This is a genomic window from Parapedobacter lycopersici (genome assembly GCF_024643285.1).
In the GTDB taxonomy this organism is placed as follows: domain Bacteria; phylum Bacteroidota; class Bacteroidia; order Sphingobacteriales; family Sphingobacteriaceae; genus Parapedobacter; species Parapedobacter lycopersici.
This window is the reverse complement of the sequence record NZ_JAMSLW010000004.1, coordinates 114396-130613: the sequence shown is the minus strand read 5'-3', so window position 1 is coordinate 130613 and position 16218 is coordinate 114396. Positions and strand designations below refer to the sequence as shown.

Genomic DNA, 16218 nt, shown 5'->3' with positions numbered 1-16218 from the left:
GCCTTCTCCGTTAACAAAGCACCATTATTCTTCCGGATAGATGCCGTCGATCACGGCTTCGTTGCGCTGCAGGATGACTTTGCGCTTCAGGCTCAGCTTTGGCGTCAGCTCGCCGGCGTCAATCGTCCATTCCTTTGGTAATAGCACAAACTTCTTTACCTTTTCCCACTGGCCAAACCCTTGGTTGAGCCGGTCAATTTCACGCTGGTATTTGTCAATAACCGCGTCCGATTTAATGGCTTCTTCCCTTGATTTGAATGGAACTCCCTTCACTTTGCACCATTTTTCAAGTTCATCAAATGCGGGCACAATCAGTGCGGAAGGGAATTTCCGGTTTTCGCCCACCACCATCACCTGGGCAATCAGTGTGGATTCCATGAATTTATTTTCCAGTGCCTGGGGGGCAACGTACTTGCCGCCCGCGGTTTTGAACATCTCTTTCTTCCGGTCTGTAATGCGCAGAAATCCGTCGGGAGTCAGTTCGCCGATGTCGCCGGTGTGAAAATACCCCTCGCTGTCAATCGCCTCGGCGGTGGCCGCGTCATTTTTGTAATAGCCGATGCTCACGTTCGGTCCGCGGCAGAGGATTTCACCGTCACCGGCAATCTTGACTTCGACACTCCGGAGCACCCGGCCTACGGTACCGAATTTTACACCGTCTTTCTCCAGGCTGTTCACGGCAATTACCGGTGATGTTTCGGTAAGCCCGTACCCTTCGAGAACGGGTATTCCGGCAGCCCAGAAAACACGCGAAAGACGGGGCTGCAGGGCTGCACCGCCGGAGATGAGCAGTTTGATATGACCACCCAATGCGGCCTGCCACTTGCTGAATACCAGTTTGCGGGCAATCCCAAGCTGCAGGGCAAACCACCAGCTGTTTTTACCCGGCTCCTGATAACGGAGCCCCAGTTGCAGTGCCCAGAAGAACAGGTGCCGCTTCACACCCGAGAGTTCTTTGCCTTTGGCCACAATACGGTCATATACCTTTTCGAGCACCCGGGGAACCGTGGTAAACCCGTCCGGCTTTACTTCATTGATGTCGGCCACAATGGTGTCCATGCTTTCGGCATAATGGATTTCCACACCTTTCAGGAAGTAGAGGTACACCACCATGCGTTCAAAAATGTGGCACAGCGGCAGAAAACTGATGGCTTTTTTAAAGAAACCGGGCAGCAGGTGCTGGCAGTCGTCTACGTTGCTCATCACGTTCCTATGGGAGAGGAATACGCCCTTCGGTTTACCCGTGGTACCGGAAGTATAGATCAGCGTCAGCAGGTCATCCGCGTTCACGGCCTCCCGGTAAGGGGTAAGGTCAATGTTGCTCTGCTTGCCTTCATCAATCAGCTGCTGCCATGAGGGTTGGCCCTTTACCGGATCGAACGTATAAATGGGAACAGCCAGCTCGTGCTGCTTAAGCGCTTCCTGTACCTTTTCATGTAATTCGGTGTCGCTTAACAGGATGATTTTTACATCTGCATCGTGGATAATAAACGAGAGGTCCTGGCTGGACAATGTGGGATAGAGCGGAACAATCGCCGCACCCAACTGGCTGACCGCAAAGTCGCAGAAATTCCATTCCGGCCGGTTTGCGGACATTAACGCAATTTTATCTCCCTTGCCGATCCCCCGGGCTGCCAGTCCCCTGCTGAGCTGGTCGACAAGGGTCAGGAAGTCGTCCGTGGAGTAGGTTGTCCACTGTCCATTCGCCTTTCCGGCGACCATTACGGATTTGGCGTGGTTGGCCTTATAATGGGGGAGAATGTCAAAAATGCGCATTGGAGCTGCCATATCAGGTTATTTTATCCCGGTTTATCGTGTTTGAGATATAATACACTAAAGATAACAATTATTCGCTGAAATTGTCGTTCTGAAATCGAAGAATTAGCCTACATTTGGCATTTGTTTTGACAAAAAGGCTATGATAGCCTACTTTCGTTTATCGTTTACATTACATATTAGCTCGTTATCGCATGAAAAGAAAAGGATTTGTTTGGTTAGTGGTTTTGATGGTCATCGGGGTTGCACAGCAAACGGCGCTGGCCCAGGAAGGTCCAACCTATTCACGGGCTGTGGGTGGTCGCTTTGGTGTGGCAAACGGGATTACCTATAAGCATTTTCTTACGGAGAGTAATGCGATAGACGGGATTGTGAATTTTCAGGGCAACCGGAACTTCACCATCTTTAAGTTGCTGGGATTATACGAAATTCACCGTCCCATCACGTTTATCGATGTGGAAGGCCTGCAATGGTATTACGGCTTCGGTGGCGGACTCGGTGTATACCGTTATAAAGACACGGACGAAAATGGCATGGCCTGGAGCTTCGATGGCGTAGTCGGTGCCGATTATAAAATCCCCACGGCGCCGATCAACCTTTCACTTGACTGGAAGCCCACGATGGAACTGACACCTGAATCGGGCGTACGGTTCGACGGGATCGGCCTGTCTATCCGGTTTGTCTTTTAAGGATACGGATGATGCCGGCGTCCCCCTGCGGAATGCCGGCAGCCTATCGGCTACTGCTGGGGTTGCGAAAGCCAGATGTTGCCCAGCCGTTCCTGTTCTTCGGTTGCACCGGATAGCGGCATAATGTTGAATGCACCCTTTGTTTCCTGCCTTAACGTGATTGTCAGTTCCCGCAAGCGGCCATCACGCGATACCAGCACCTGCAACACATCACCTACCGCTGCCGTCTGCATCACCCGGTTCAGTTCTTTGCCGCCCGCGTCGAGCCGTTCGCCGTTGATGGCAATCACCTCGTCGCGTACGTTGATACCACCGTCCCAGGCTCCGGTACCGCGGCTGACGGCGGATACCATAATGCGCCCGTCGTTTACCGAGGTAGCGAATCCGAGCTCGGGGATATTCCGGTCTTCATGATAATCCACCAGTTCGTAACCCACTGCATTCAGGTAGCGGTTATAGTCGATCGGTTCCGTCGTGTGGGCGGCCTGAAAAATATCGGCCAGCGATGTGCCCGCCACCTCCTCCATCAACTGCTGAAGTTCCGGTTCCCTGAAGCCTCGCTTTTTTTCGACATAAAAAGTTTGGTAAGCGGCTTTCAGCACATCATCAAGCCGTTTTGTCCCGTTGGTCGCCTCGAGTATCCGCAGGTCGAGTATCAGGGCCAGTAACGCCCCTTTGTTATAATAGGATACCGATGTGTTGGCCGAATTTTCATCCGGGCGGTAATACTTGATCCAGGCGTCGAAACTGGCCTGTGCGGCAGACTGTATCCGGTTGCCCGCACGGTTTTCAACGGCATTGACATCGTTGACCAGCGCCTGCAGGTACGCAGATTCGGTCAGGAAGCCGCTCCGCCGGAGAATCAGGTTGTCAAAGTAAGCGGTAAAGCCTTCCATGATCCACAGTGACCGGGTGTAATTTTCCGTATCGTAATTGAAAGGCCCGAGCTCGATGGGGCGAAGCCGCTTGACATGCCATAGGTGAAAGTATTCGTGGGCCACCAAACCGAGGAATCCCACATAGGAACGTTCGTTCTGGTAGCCGTTGCGGCTGGCACCCAGCACGGTTGAATTGAGGTGCTCCAGTCCGCCGCCGCCCGATTGGTAGTTGTGCACGATAAATACATAACGTTTGTTGGGATTTACGCCAAAGACCCGTGTACATTCCTCAACGATGGTCGAGCAGTCGCGGATAAGCCGTTCTTTGTTGTAGTTGCCGCCGCCCACCATGGCAATTTCGTGATGGACACCGGCGGCCTCGAACGTGATGATATCCTGGTTGCCGACTTCAATGGGTGAGTCAAACAGCAGATCGAAATCCGCAGCTTCGAATGTGTTGGGTTTTCCGGCCACGGGCTCAAGTCCGGTCGAAACCGAAGACCATGCAGGGTGGGGGACCACTGAAATTTCCGCGGGATGATCCAGCATTCCGTCCACATACAGGAAAGTCGCCGCAGGCGATAGGAATGCATGGCTGTCGTCAATAAAGTTGGTGCGTACCGACACCTCAAAGCCATAAATCCGGTAGTTGATGACCACCCTGTCACTTTTACCCGAAGCAACACGCCAGGTATTTTTATTGATTTTACCTACTTCAAGGGAATTGCCCGAAGCATCGTGTGCTGCTACACCTTCCACATGTTTGGCGTACTCACGCACCAGATACGACCCGGGTGTCCATACAGGCATTTTTACATCGATGAAATCCTTCTTCAGGCCGGAGACTTCCATTTTTATTTCGGCATAATGTGCCTGGGGTTCTTTGAAAGAAATTTCGAAACGGATGTAGGTGTTGCCAAAGGCGGGGGCGGTGAGGGTGACCATAAAGATAAACAGATTGGTAAAAAATTTTTTCATGCTCATGTCAGACTAGGCGTAATGCAAAAGTATAAGTATAGGACGATGTGCCAAAGGAATTAACGGTTTTGCTGTAAAAAATGTGATACAGGTATTAATTACCCGGTCGAGAACAGTAGTTTTGACATGTTAAGTGTGTATATTTATTATTCCTTAAAGCGAATAAAACACAGTTTAGCATGCCAGATACTAAAAATGAAACGAAATTACCTTTATATTGCGATAGCGGTGGTCGCCGTGGCGTTTGTCAGTTACTTTCTGACGCGTAACGGCAAGGCAAAAGTAGCCGCTCCCGAAGCGGGGCAACGGGGTGGTCCCATGACCGTGAACGCCCTTGTTGTCGAACCTCGTGCCTTTGCCAACATCATTACCCTATCGGGCTCCATTGAGCCCAATGAACAAGTACAGATCCGGAGTGAAGTGTCGGGCATTGTACGGAGTCTTGGCTTCCAGGAAGGGTCCATGGTACAGAAAGGCCAGCTGTTGCTGCACATCGATGATTCCGAGTTGCAGGCCCAGCTGATTCAGGCCCAAAGCCGTGAAAAACTGGCAGAAGATAACGAAAACCGGGCGCGGTTGCTGCTGGAAAAGGAAGCCATCAGCCAGCAGGAATATGATGTGGCCCATGCTGATTTTGAATCGGCCAAGGCGCAAACGGCATTGATCCGTGCACAGATTGCCAAAACAACCGTCCGTGCGCCGTTCAGCGGCAAGGTAGGACTTCGGTCGGTCTCTGAGGGAGAATACCTCACGCCCACGACTGTGGTGGCCAATCTCTTGAGCATCAACCCTGTGAAAATCCTGTTCTCCGTGCCGGAGAAATACAGTACGCAGATCCTCGACGGGCAGGACCTTAAATTTTCGGTCAGTGGCTCAGACACCAAATACGATGCTAAGATTTACGCAATTGAACCCGGGGTCGATCCGGCAACGCGTACGATCAGCATCCGTGCGCTGGCCAATAATCCGGGGGGACGGCTATTTCCCGGTTCGTTTGCCCGTATTGAATTGCCACTGGAGCGCATCGACACGGCGGTGCTGATTCCCACACAGGCAGTGATCCCCGTACAGAATGGAAAACAGGTTTACCTGTTTAAAGACGGCCAGGCAAAGGCCACCCCGGTGGAAGCGGAGAACCGCACGGCCAGTGAAGTGCTGGTTAATGAGGGGATAGCCATTGGCGATACGGTGCTGGTTTCCGGCCTGATGTCATTGGCCGACGGTACACCGGTACAGGTTGATCTAATTGAATCAAATAATTAACCGACGATGAGTTTATCCTCCACCAGTATTAAAAGACCCGTGCTGACCATTGTGATGAGTCTGATGCTCATCCTTTTTGGCATTATCGGCTATACATTTCTGGGTGTCCGGGAATTCCCGTCGATAGACCCCCCGATTGTGTCCGTGCGGACCAGTTATTCAGGGGCGAACCCCGATATCATCGAATCGCAGATTACGGAACCGCTGGAACGGTCCATCAACCAGATTGACGGCATCCGTAATATTTCCTCGACCAGCAGCCAGGGGTCAAGCCGTATCAATATCGAATTTCTGCTGAGCAAAGACCTTGAGGAGGCGGCCAATGACGTACGGGATAAGGTATCACAGGCGATGCGGAGCCTGCCGCAGGACATTGACGCGCCTCCGGTGGTTTCCAAGGAGGATGCGGACTCCGAACCGATCATTGTCATGACGGCCCGGAGCGAATCACGCTCGCCGCTCGACCTTGGGGATATTGCCGACAATGTACTGGCTCAGCGGTTACAGACCCTGCCGGGAATCAGTTCGGTGCAGATCTGGGGAGAAAAGCGTTATTCCATGCGGCTATGGATCGATCCAATGCGGTTAGCTGCATATGGCCTGACGCCACTGGATGTACGGAACGCATTGAACCGGCAGAATGTGGAACTGCCATCGGGGAAAATCATTGGGGATAATACGGAGCTGACCATCAAAACGATCGGTAACCTTACCACGGAAACGGAATTCAATGACCTGATCATCAAATCCGACGGCGACCGCATTATCCGGTTCAGCGACGTCGGCAGTGCCGTTCTCGGTCCGCAGAACCTGGAGAGCGAATTCCGGGAGTCGGGCACCCCGATGGTGGCATTGGCAATCATCCCCCAGCCCGGTACGAATTACATTGATATTGCGGATGCCTTTTATGAACGCATGGAGCAGCTCAAAAACGAGGTGCCCGCCGATGTGCAGCTGGATATCGCAATGGATAACACGCTGTTTATCAAAAAATCTGTGCTGGAAGTCGCCGAAACGATATTGATTGCCCTGGTGCTGGTGATTCTGATTATCTTCCTGTTCTTCCGGAACTGGGGAATTGCGATCCGGCCGCTGATCGATATCCCGGTTTCGCTGATTGCCACATTTTTTGTCATGTATTTATGTGGTTTCTCCATCAACGTGCTGACTTTGCTGGCCATTGTGCTGGCCACGGGATTGGTAGTGGATGATGGTATCGTAGTCACCGAGAATATTTATAAGAAAGTGGAAGAGGGGATGTCGCCCATACAAGCGGCCATCAAAGGGGCCAATGAGATTTTTTTCGCGGTCATCTCGATCTCTGTTACGCTGGCGGCTGTCTTTTTGCCGGTTATGTTTATGGAGGGCTTTGTGGGGCGGCTGTTCCGGGAGTTTGGCGTAGTCATCGCCTCGGCCGTACTCATATCGGCATTTGTATCGCTGACCCTTACACCCATGCTCAATGCTTACCTGATTCGGAGCGAAGGGCCGAAACATTCCAGGTTCTATCATTTTACGGAACCGTACTTTGAAAAAATGACGTCGGGATATGCCGCTTCCCTGCGCCGGTTCATGCATGTCAAATGGCTGAGCTTTCCCATCCTGGCGATCTGTTTTGGACTGATTGCCTGGTTTTGGGTACACCTGCGGAAGGAAACGGCACCTTATGAGGACCGGGGGGCAATCAATGCCAGTATTACGGCCCCGGAAGGGAGTACGTTTGAGTATATGGACCGTTTCATGCTGAAACTCATGACACTGGTGAATGATTCCGTGCCGGAAAAAGTGGTCAATATGGTCAATACCTCGCCCGGTTTCTCCGGTACGGGATCGCCCAATACGGGACGGATGCGCATTGTACTGGTGCCACCGGATGAACGGGTGCGCTCGCAGGATGAAATTGCCGAAGCATTAAGCCGGCAAACCCACCGTTTCACCGAGGCCCGTACATTTATCTCACAGCAACCCACCATTTCGGTGAGCCGCCGCGCGGGCATGCCCATCCAATACATTATCCAGGCGCCCAATTTTGAAAAACTGGAAGAAAAAATTCCAGAATTTATGCGATTGGCGACGGTTGATCCGGCATTTGAAAATGTGGATGTTAACCTGAAGTTCAACCGGCCGGAACTGAATGTCAGCATCAACCGGGAAAAGGCGCAGAGCCTCGGGGTTTCCGTACTGGATGTCGCACAAACGTTGCAGCTATCGCTCAGCGGCCAGCGTTTTGCCTATTTTATTATGAATGGCAAACAGTATGAGGTCATCGGCCAGTTTATGGACCAGGACCGGAGTTCGCCGTTTGACCTGGCCACGATATCGGTGCGTAATACAGCGGGCGAGCTGGTGCAGCTGGATAACCTGGTGAGCCTGGCTGAACACAGTAGTCCGCCGCAGCTGTATCATAACAACCGGTTTATGTCGGCCACCGTTTCTGCATCCCTCGCCCGGGGGCATACGATTGAAGATGGGATAAGCGCCATGGACAGTATCGCCAGCAAAGTGCTTGATGATAGCTTTTCAACGGATCTGGGCGGTGAATCACGCGATTTTACGGAAAGCAGCTCCAACACGGCGTTTGCGTTCGGACTGGCATTATTGCTGGTATACCTGATCCTGGCAGCGCAGTTTGAAAGCTTTTTGGACCCATTCATTATCATCCTGACCGTTCCCATGGCGGTTGCCGGCGCCATGCTCTCGTTGTGGCTTACCGGAGAGTCATGGAACGTGTTCAGTCAGATCGGTACGATCATGCTAATCGGGCTGGTCACGAAAAACGGGATATTGATTGTGGAGTTTGCCAACCAGCTGAAAGAGAAAGGAGTACCGTTGAAACAGGCCATTGTGGAAGCCGCTGAGGCACGGCTACGACCCATTTTGATGACAAGTCTGGCCATTGCACTGGGTGCACTTCCGATTGCACTGGCGTTGGGTGCCGCGGCCACAAGCCGCATCGGTATGGGGGTGGTTATTGTGGGAGGAACCCTGTTTTCACTGATCCTTACCTTGTATGTTATTCCGGCCGTGTATGCCATGTGGTCGAGGGAATACAAAGCAAACCGTGAACTGCAGGAGGCGGAGAAGGTGGAGCAGGAGGTGGTAAGTATGACTCACGCCTAGTTGAACGAGATGGATAGACGGCCTGATTCTTTTATGATAATGAAGATATTGTTGTGTTGTGTCATGCTGGTACTTCCTTTTTTGGGGAAGAGCCAGTCGATCATGACGTTGAAGGAAGCCATTGCACTGGCACTCGAAAGCAATTATGACATCCAATTGGTATCAACCGATGTCGCTGTTGCCGAAAATAATGTAAATATCGGCAACGCGGGGATGCTGCCGACCGTCAGCGCCAATGTGTCGGCCGCTGCGGGCATCCAGAATACCACGCAGACACTGCTGGATGGCGAGACCCGCTCGGTGCGTAATGGTGAGAGTCACTCCAACGCTTATGGGGTGAGTCTGGACTGGACCATATTCGATGGCATGCGGATGTTTACCCGTTATGAGCAACTGAAAGCCCTCAGGACCTTGGGTGAGGCCAACCTGCAGGCTTCCATTCTGAATACGGTGTATGAGGTCGTCAGTAATTATTTCAACCTCGTGCAGCAGAAACAGCTGATTGCGGCCACGCAGACCGCATTGGAACTGTCGGCCTTCCGGTTACAGACGGCACAGAACCAGTACCAGATCGGGCGCGCGTCCAAGCTGGAAGTGCTGGCGGCCCGGGTCGATCTGAATACCGATACCACGAATCTGCTGCGTCAGCGCGACCTGTACAACAGTACCCATGTCCGGCTTAATGAACTGCTAGGCCGTGCGGTTGACACGGATTTCGGTGTGGTGGATACAGTGATCATTTCCCGCGATGTGCATTACGAAAACTTATTACTTTCGGCACATAATCAGAACCCGACATTACAATCAGCACAGATTAACCAGCGAATCAATGAACTGGAACTTAAGCTGGTAAAGGGCAACCGCTATCCGGTAGTCAATGTTTCCTCGGCATACACCCGGTCCCGATCACGTACAGAACTGGGGTTTTCCACCCAGTCAAAGAACAATAATTTTAATTACGGCATTACGGCATCCGTTAACCTGTTTAACGGATTTTTACAGCGACGGAATGAACAGAATGCCGAGCTGGGTATTGAATCGGCCACTATCCTGGTTGATCAGGTGAGGAAAAATATTGAAGCACAACTGCTTACCGCATTCCAGACGTATCTGATGAACCTCGATCTCGTCCGGCTGGAAGGAAATAACAGGGCCATTGCCCAGGAGAATATGGATATTACGCTGGAGAAATTTAAACTGGGCAGTATTGCGCCACTTGAATTCCGGGAGGCACAGCGTAATTTCGTGGATGCCAGTGCACGGTACAGCACCGCGCAGTACCAGGCAAAGCTGGCTGAAATATCCCTGCACCAGATTGCCGGTGCCCTGAAAATGGAGTAGGATACCAATACCTGTGCGCGGCAATATCTTTTTCCTCCGACGCTATACCGGAACACCGTTCCTCCGGACGCGGAGACCCGGGCATGCGCTGTGTTTTCTTCTTTTTTTGTGTAAATTTGTGTTAACAATTATTCGTTGTAAAGCTAACTGGCTAAATAGTTGAGGGTTCGATGATATTAGTTGCTGATAGTGGTTCTTCACAATCGGATTGGATGCTGACCCTGCCTGACGGCAACACGTTGTCGTTTACGACAAAGGGGCTTAATCCTTTTTTTGTGAATGAAAAGGAAATCGCAAAGATTATCCAGCATGTGCCGGATATTCAACCTTATATGGATCATATTGAGGAGGTGTATTTTTTTGGCTCCGGTTGCTCCAGCCCGGATCGGCGTGAGCTGGTGTCCAATGCGCTATCACCGCTGTTTGCCAACGCGTTTATTTCTGTGGAAACGGAACTGATCGGTGCGGCATATGCGACGTGTGGCGACCGGAAAGGCTACATTGCTACCCTGGGGACAGGGTCCGATGTCAGTTTTTTCGACGGGAAAGAAGTGCTACCTACCCGTCAGGGTGTGGGTTATGTCCTCGGCGATGAAGGTTCCGGCGTGTGGTTTGGTAAAAAGCTGATTACGGGGTTCCTGTATCAGACCATGCCCGCTGATCTGCGGGATAGCTTTGACGCACGATTCCGCCTGAATAAGGAGGCCGTTATAAAAAATGTATACCAACGGGCCTCTCCTAATGCATACCTGGCTTCATTCGCTCCATTTATGAGTGACCACGCCGACCACCCTTATATCGATGGGATATTACGGGACGGGTTCCGGGAATTTGTGATGACCGATATCAAACCTTTTCCGGATTACCGCGATTATGTATGTCATTTTGTGGGCGCTATTGCCTTTTATTTCCGTGACCAGTTACGCCAGGTCTGTGAACAATACGGGGTTAAGGCCGGGAAAATACTCAAGAGTCCCATCGAGGAATTGTTCAAGTTTATCGTCGAACGTGAACACTACTACGAAACACAGCCTAATCCATAGGGATTAGCAACAATAACACATGATTAATTAAATACGTAAAGCAATGAAATGGTTATCATTATTATTAAGCATGTCGGTGATGGCATCTGCCGATAATGTGCATCAGTTTACGGTTACATCCGTAGAAGGCCAGCCGATTCAACTGTCCCAATATAAGGGCAAGAAAATCTTGATCGTTAATACGGCTTCGGAATGTGGTTTCACCAAACAGTATGCGGGACTACAGGAACTGGCCGAGCAGTATGCGGATAAGGTGGTAGTGATTGGCTTCCCGGCAAATAATTTCGGGGGACAGGAGCCGGGGAGTAATGCGGAAATCCTGGGGTTTTGCCAGAAGAATTTCGGCGTAACTTTTCCGCTGGCGGAAAAGAGTAGCGTGAAAGGCTCGGATATCTCACCATTGTTCCAGTATCTCACTACGGCAAACAACCCGGATTTTACTGGTGAAATCAAATGGAATTTTGAGAAATTCCTGATTGACGAACAGGGGAATCTGGTTCACCGGTTCCGGTCCGACGTGGAGCCTCTGAGCTTGGAGCTGACCAGCAAACTTTAGTTCAGGCACCATACAAAATGATGAAGCCTCCTGATGGGCAGGAGGCTTCAAACTAACCAATTATAAACCTAAAATTATGAAAAGTCTTCTTATTGGGGATAGTCGGTCTGTTACCGGATATCCTTTGGTACAAAGATACACGCAATATTTTGGGTAGCCTGATTTTTTATGTTAATTTTTGTTAAACAAGTTGATAAAAACAGACCCTGCAGCGTGGTTCATAACTCTCCCTTTCGCCCAACAGTAACTTTTCGTCATTATCGGCAATCCGGAACGAATAATTTGCCGGGGCGCCGCACTGCATACACACCGCGTGCACTTTGGTGACGTGCTCGGCAATTGCCATCAGTGCCGGGATCGGGCCAAAGGGCCGACCTTTAAAATCCATGTCCAACCCTGCCACGATCACGCGTATACCCTGATTAGCCAAGGTGTTGCACACACCAGGTAGCCCATCATCAAAAAACTGGGCTTCATCAATGCCAACAACCCTGATTGAGCTGTCGAGCGATAAAATATCCGATGCATGGTTTATCGGTTTTGACCTGAGACTGTTGCTGTCGTGGGAAATGACATCGGCTGCATGGTACCGCGTATCGGTCCTGGGTTTGAAAACCGCGACATCGAGGCGGGCGAGTTGTGCCCGGCGCATCCGGCGGATAAGTTCTTCGGTCTTTCCCGAGAACATAGATCCACAGATGACTTCTATGCTGCCGTAGCGTGCATCATTATGCATAAAACGATGTTCTGAAAATAACATGGCGTGTGGGTTTTATCAACCCGCTTAGCCCTTTGCTGTGAAGCAGGAGCATAAACGGAACCGCTAATATCCAAATTAATATTAAATTTCATCAATTTAGGTGCCGCTTTTGACTTGTATATCAACGCAAGTTTAGCTAAGTTTGATGGATATTCAAATGTGTACATAATCAATGATATGGCTACGAAACAGCAGATTTTTGAGAAGATAGGTGTATTGCTGGAAGATATTAACGACCAGATGCAGGCGCTTGGAACGGGCACGGAAGGCGATACGCTGAAAACGGATTTGTTTGAAGCAACGGTAAACTATTTTGCAGCACATGTTGGTGTTTATAATAAGCTGCTGAAAGAAGAATTAAAGCAATCGCCTGAAACGGAAACCGCTGAGCGGGATATTGCGGATGCCGCTGTCTTTCCGGCGGACGATGAAACGGTATCCGGAGACGGCAAAGAAGCGACTACGGAGGAACAGGTTGATCCGGGGGCGGATGACGGGATCAGGGAATCGGATGAAGCAACGGAGGAACCGGCAGATGAGGAAAATGAAATCATCTTTACACCGGAATCGCAGTCAAATGAAGTAGAAGATGAGCCCGACGAGCCATTGGAAGCAGCGGAGCCTGTGGAAGAAATAGTGGATCAGGATCCGGCAGACGAGCCTGTGGAGGATACAGCGGAGACGAAAGAAGACAGTCCGGAGGAAACAGTGTCTGCTGAACAGGAGGAGGACCAACCGGACGACGCGGAGTCGGCGGCGACTCAGGGGTATAGTGATGAACAGGAATCTGCCCCTGCGGCATCGGTACCAGTGGCCGATGATGCGGAGGATGAACCCGTTCAGCCGGAAGCCGGTCAGCCCATCGCCGACGATCAACGGGATGCCAATGAGGCTACCCAGGAGGTGACTATCGAGGAGAAAACATTTGCCGCGACGGAAGCGGATCTGCCCGCCCCGGTAGAAGAAAAGCCGCAACGACCCTTGTCCATTAACGAAATCATGTCGGCCCAGCGCAAGGCCGGAAGCAATCCGGTTTTGGGTATGCAGCGGGGCGACGGGGCTAAGATAACCGATCTGAAATCAGCCATTAGCCTGAATGATAAGCTGCTGTTTATCAAAGATCTGTTCAATGGGTATAGCCTGGCTTACAGTGAAGCGATTGAACTGCTCAATCGCTACGATGATTTTGCTTCGGCAGAGGCTTTTCTGCAGACCAACTATGCGCAGAAGAATAACTGGGCCGAAAAACCGGCGACCGTCGATAAGCTATACGCCGTTATGCGGAAACGATTTGGCAATTAATCGAGCCGTACGCCGCCATACCGGGAACTGATGCTGACCGAATTGCTGCCTGATTTATTCCAGTAGCCGGTATAGCTCTTTGAGGTGTTCCCACCCGACTGGCTATTGATATAAGCATGCTGGTCGTTGTAATCGAATCCACCGTAGCTTACCGCTACGTTGAAATTAAATGTTGCGTCGGGAGAGGGGTTGATGTCAACACTGGAATAAGCGGCAGCGACATTGGCCTTTTGGATGCTTTTCCCTAATCCCATTTCAAAGCCTCCGCTATATTTTAAGCTAATATCGGCCTCCCGGTTAACCAGACCGATTTCACTCCCGCTGGTGTAACTCAGGGCTAAGGTCAACCGTTCGGCTTCGCCCAGGGTGAAACCGCCGTACCGCACCGATACTTCACCTTCATTGACATAAGCAACGTCGCCCCGGGAATAGGCAATGGAAAGGGAATTTCCGCGCGCATTCAGCCGGCCAGCTGCCAGGCTGCCGTAGCTTACGGAGATATGTGCCTGGCCATCGCGGTCATCCAGTTCAACAGCACCGTAGCTGTTGGAAACGGCAAGCTCATTCTTCCGGGGCATGTAAATTTCATAGTCAATATTCAACGCCCGGCTATTACCTCCTGACGTCAGCATCGACCACCAATTACCGGATTCAGCCGACTCAATAACTGTTTTTAAAGCAATGCGGTTGCCTGTTTTGGATTCGTCAATGGATACCCGGTCCAATGCTTCCTGAGCCCGGTTTTCCGAACTTTCAGCGGTACGTACCCTGACGGTTACTTTGATCTCGTTTCGATCCCAGTTGTGTACGGCCACCTTGCCGTACCGATTGTCGATATGGAGCGAATGGCTGCTGGTAACCGGATAGCTCTTTTCAATGCGTTTTTCCTTTTGGAATGCAAAAGCAGCGGTGACGTGGGACTGTTCCCAAAGGTGCTGCCAATCCATATCCGTTGCCGCAACGGCCAGTGACCGGGCCTGTTCCGCAAGTGCCGGAACATCTATTTTTTCTATTTGGGCCGTGATTTCCTGCCGCTGTACTTCGGATACCCGGGCCAGTTGCTGCGCATCTTTCACTAATGCCGGAATATCAATCTGCCTGATGGCATCTGATGCTTCCATACCGATCCTGCGTGCGTTTTCGCTGATATCCCGGATTGCATCATCGCGGTCCTTATTACTGCTGTGGGATTGGGCCAACACGGGGACTGCGGGTAACAGGAGCAGTGTGAATAACAGGTATGGGTTAAATCTGTTCATTTTTGGTGGTATTATGTTTTTCTTTTTTTACATAGTTCATAATTTCCATCTGCTGGCCAAGTACTTCAATTTGTACCTGCAGATTGCGGATCATTGCCTCCAGGGTTAATTCCTTGTTGGGGCTCTGCGAAAGTTCCTGTTTCAACGTATTATAATTGGTCTCCATCTGACGGAGCACCTCGGAAAACTCGCCATAAAGCGCAGGGTTCGAGGCTGCAAAATCGGCAATGGAATCCCGCTTTTGTGTTACCAGCCGTACATAAGCCTGCTGCTCTGCTGCAAGCGTGGGGTTGATGCGGCTGTAATCGTCATATGCCTGTTGTCTTCCGTAGTGATAGATCGTTAGACCTGCAATCCCTGCCAGTACGATTGTGGCGGCTATCCGTATCAATCGCCCTTTCCAGAATTTACGGACCGGGGGTTGATTTTTTTGCTGTGCATCAAGTGCCGTTGCAATGGATAACCAAAGCCCGTCCGGTGGATTGGCATGGTCGAAGTCTGCCCGGTTATGCTGTATGAATTTTTTTAGCTGCTGTTTCATCTCCTTATCTTTATTCTTTTTCCTAAACTCGCTTTCGATCTTAATTAGCCAGATAATCCAGCAATTTTCGCCTACCCCGTAAAAACTGACTCCGGGAGGTCGCCTCGTTGATATGCAAAATATGTGCAATCTCCTCGTGATCGTAACCTTCGAGTAAATACAGTGTCAGTACCAGTCGGTAACCTTCGGGTAGTCTGTCGATGGCTTGTTTGACCGCTTCGACCCGGAAGGTAATATCCTGTTCTTCGGTATCTTCTTCAGCTACATGCTCCCCGTCTTCAATCGGACACCAGGTGACTTTGCGTTTGCGCAATGCGGAGATCGATTTGTTGACCACGATCTGCTTCATCCAGAGGCCAAAGGTGCTTTCCTGCCGAAAATTATCCAGCCGGGAAAACGCATCGATGAATGCCTCTTGCAATACATCTGCTGCTTCCGCTTCGTCCTGTACAATGCGAAGCGCCGTATTGTACATCGCTTTTGCATATAAATGGTACAACCTGAATTGTGATTGGCGATCACCCCGTTTACAGGCCAATACCAATTCATAGTGTTCATCATTGAATGAGGCTTTCAATTAATTGTGTTTTGCTATACTATTCAAAAATACATGATTTCACTGATGGTTCCCCTGCTTCTGATTCACTTGATCAATAGACGTTGAAATCAATGGGGCGTTGCACCTTTTTGAAAAAAAATTGATTATCACGTT

At 50.7% G+C, this 16218-nt stretch carries 13 protein-coding genes; 7 read left to right on the top strand and 6 right to left on the bottom strand.

Going from position 1 to position 16218, the window contains the following annotated elements:
• Positions 1 to 24: 24 nt before the first annotated feature.
• Positions 25 to 1788 (bottom strand): AMP-dependent synthetase/ligase, encoded by a 1764-nt coding sequence (locus NEV57_RS09785; RefSeq protein ID WP_257658142.1) that lies wholly within the window; start codon positions 1786 to 1788, stop codon positions 25 to 27.
• 182 nt (positions 1789 to 1970) lie between these two features.
• Here NEV57_RS09785 and NEV57_RS09780 point away from each other — a divergent pair, with 182 nt between their 5' ends.
• Positions 1971 to 2465 carry a hypothetical protein gene (locus NEV57_RS09780; RefSeq protein ID WP_257658141.1) on the top strand — a complete coding sequence of 165 codons (495 nt, stop codon included), beginning with the start codon at positions 1971 to 1973 and terminating at the stop codon, positions 2463 to 2465.
• A 50-nt stretch (positions 2466 to 2515) separates the two neighbouring features.
• On the opposite strand, the gene NEV57_RS09775 is transcribed toward NEV57_RS09780, so the two are convergent.
• Positions 2516 to 4321 carry a M61 family metallopeptidase gene (locus NEV57_RS09775; protein WP_257658140.1) on the bottom strand — a complete coding sequence of 602 codons (1806 nt, stop codon included), beginning with the start codon at positions 4319 to 4321 and terminating at the stop codon, positions 2516 to 2518.
• A gap of 195 nt (positions 4322 to 4516) precedes the next feature.
• On the opposite strand from NEV57_RS09775, the gene NEV57_RS09770 reads away from it, so the two are divergent.
• The 5 genes from NEV57_RS09770 to NEV57_RS09750 all read left to right on the top strand — a co-directional run bounded on the left by NEV57_RS09770 (position 4517) and on the right by NEV57_RS09750 (position 11644).
• A complete protein-coding gene (locus NEV57_RS09770; protein WP_257658139.1) occupies positions 4517 to 5584 on the top strand; it encodes an efflux RND transporter periplasmic adaptor subunit in 1068 nt (355 codons plus the stop codon).
• Positions 5585 to 5590: 6 nt separating this feature from the next.
• The gene (locus NEV57_RS09765; RefSeq protein ID WP_257658138.1) at positions 5591 to 8704 is read left to right on the top strand and encodes an efflux RND transporter permease subunit; all 3114 of its coding nucleotides are present in this window, start codon (positions 5591 to 5593) and stop codon (positions 8702 to 8704) included.
• A 39-nt stretch (positions 8705 to 8743) separates the two neighbouring features.
• Entirely contained in the window at positions 8744 to 10045 is a 1302-nt protein-coding gene (locus NEV57_RS09760) for a TolC family protein (RefSeq protein WP_257658137.1), read from the top strand.
• 170 nt (positions 10046 to 10215) lie between these two features.
• On the top strand, positions 10216 to 11088 hold the full coding sequence (locus NEV57_RS09755; protein WP_257658136.1) for an N-acetylglucosamine kinase: 873 nt from the start codon (positions 10216 to 10218) through the stop codon (positions 11086 to 11088).
• Between the two features lie 43 nt (positions 11089 to 11131).
• Positions 11132 to 11644, top strand: coding sequence for a glutathione peroxidase (locus NEV57_RS09750; RefSeq protein WP_257658135.1), 513 nt, complete (start codon positions 11132 to 11134; stop codon positions 11642 to 11644).
• Positions 11645 to 11825: 181 nt separating this feature from the next.
• Here NEV57_RS09750 and NEV57_RS09745 read toward each other — a convergent pair whose 3' ends face one another.
• Positions 11826 to 12404 (bottom strand): thymidine kinase, encoded by a 579-nt coding sequence (locus NEV57_RS09745; RefSeq protein WP_257658134.1) that lies wholly within the window; start codon positions 12402 to 12404, stop codon positions 11826 to 11828.
• Between the two features lie 177 nt (positions 12405 to 12581).
• Between NEV57_RS09745 and NEV57_RS09740 the strand changes: the two genes are divergently transcribed.
• Positions 12582 to 13706 carry a DUF8457 domain-containing protein gene (locus tag NEV57_RS09740; RefSeq protein WP_257658133.1) on the top strand — a complete coding sequence of 375 codons (1125 nt, stop codon included), beginning with the start codon at positions 12582 to 12584 and terminating at the stop codon, positions 13704 to 13706.
• Here NEV57_RS09740 and NEV57_RS09735 read toward each other — a convergent pair.
• Genes NEV57_RS09735 through NEV57_RS09725 form a run of 3 tightly spaced genes read right to left on the bottom strand, consistent with a single transcriptional unit; the run spans position 13703 to position 16083 of the window.
• Entirely contained in the window at positions 13703 to 14965 is a 1263-nt protein-coding gene (locus NEV57_RS09735; RefSeq protein WP_257658132.1) for a hypothetical protein, read from the bottom strand. The genes NEV57_RS09740 and NEV57_RS09735 overlap by 4 nt on opposite strands.
• Positions 14952 to 15506, bottom strand: a complete 555-nt coding sequence (locus tag NEV57_RS09730) for a hypothetical protein (RefSeq protein WP_257658131.1) — start codon at positions 15504 to 15506, stop codon at positions 14952 to 14954. Before NEV57_RS09730 ends, NEV57_RS09735 begins: the two co-directional genes overlap by 14 nt.
• 40 nt (positions 15507 to 15546) lie before the next feature.
• The gene (locus NEV57_RS09725; RefSeq protein WP_257658130.1) at positions 15547 to 16083 is read right to left on the bottom strand and encodes an RNA polymerase sigma factor; all 537 of its coding nucleotides are present in this window, start codon (positions 16081 to 16083) and stop codon (positions 15547 to 15549) included.
• Positions 16084 to 16218 lie beyond the last annotated feature (135 nt).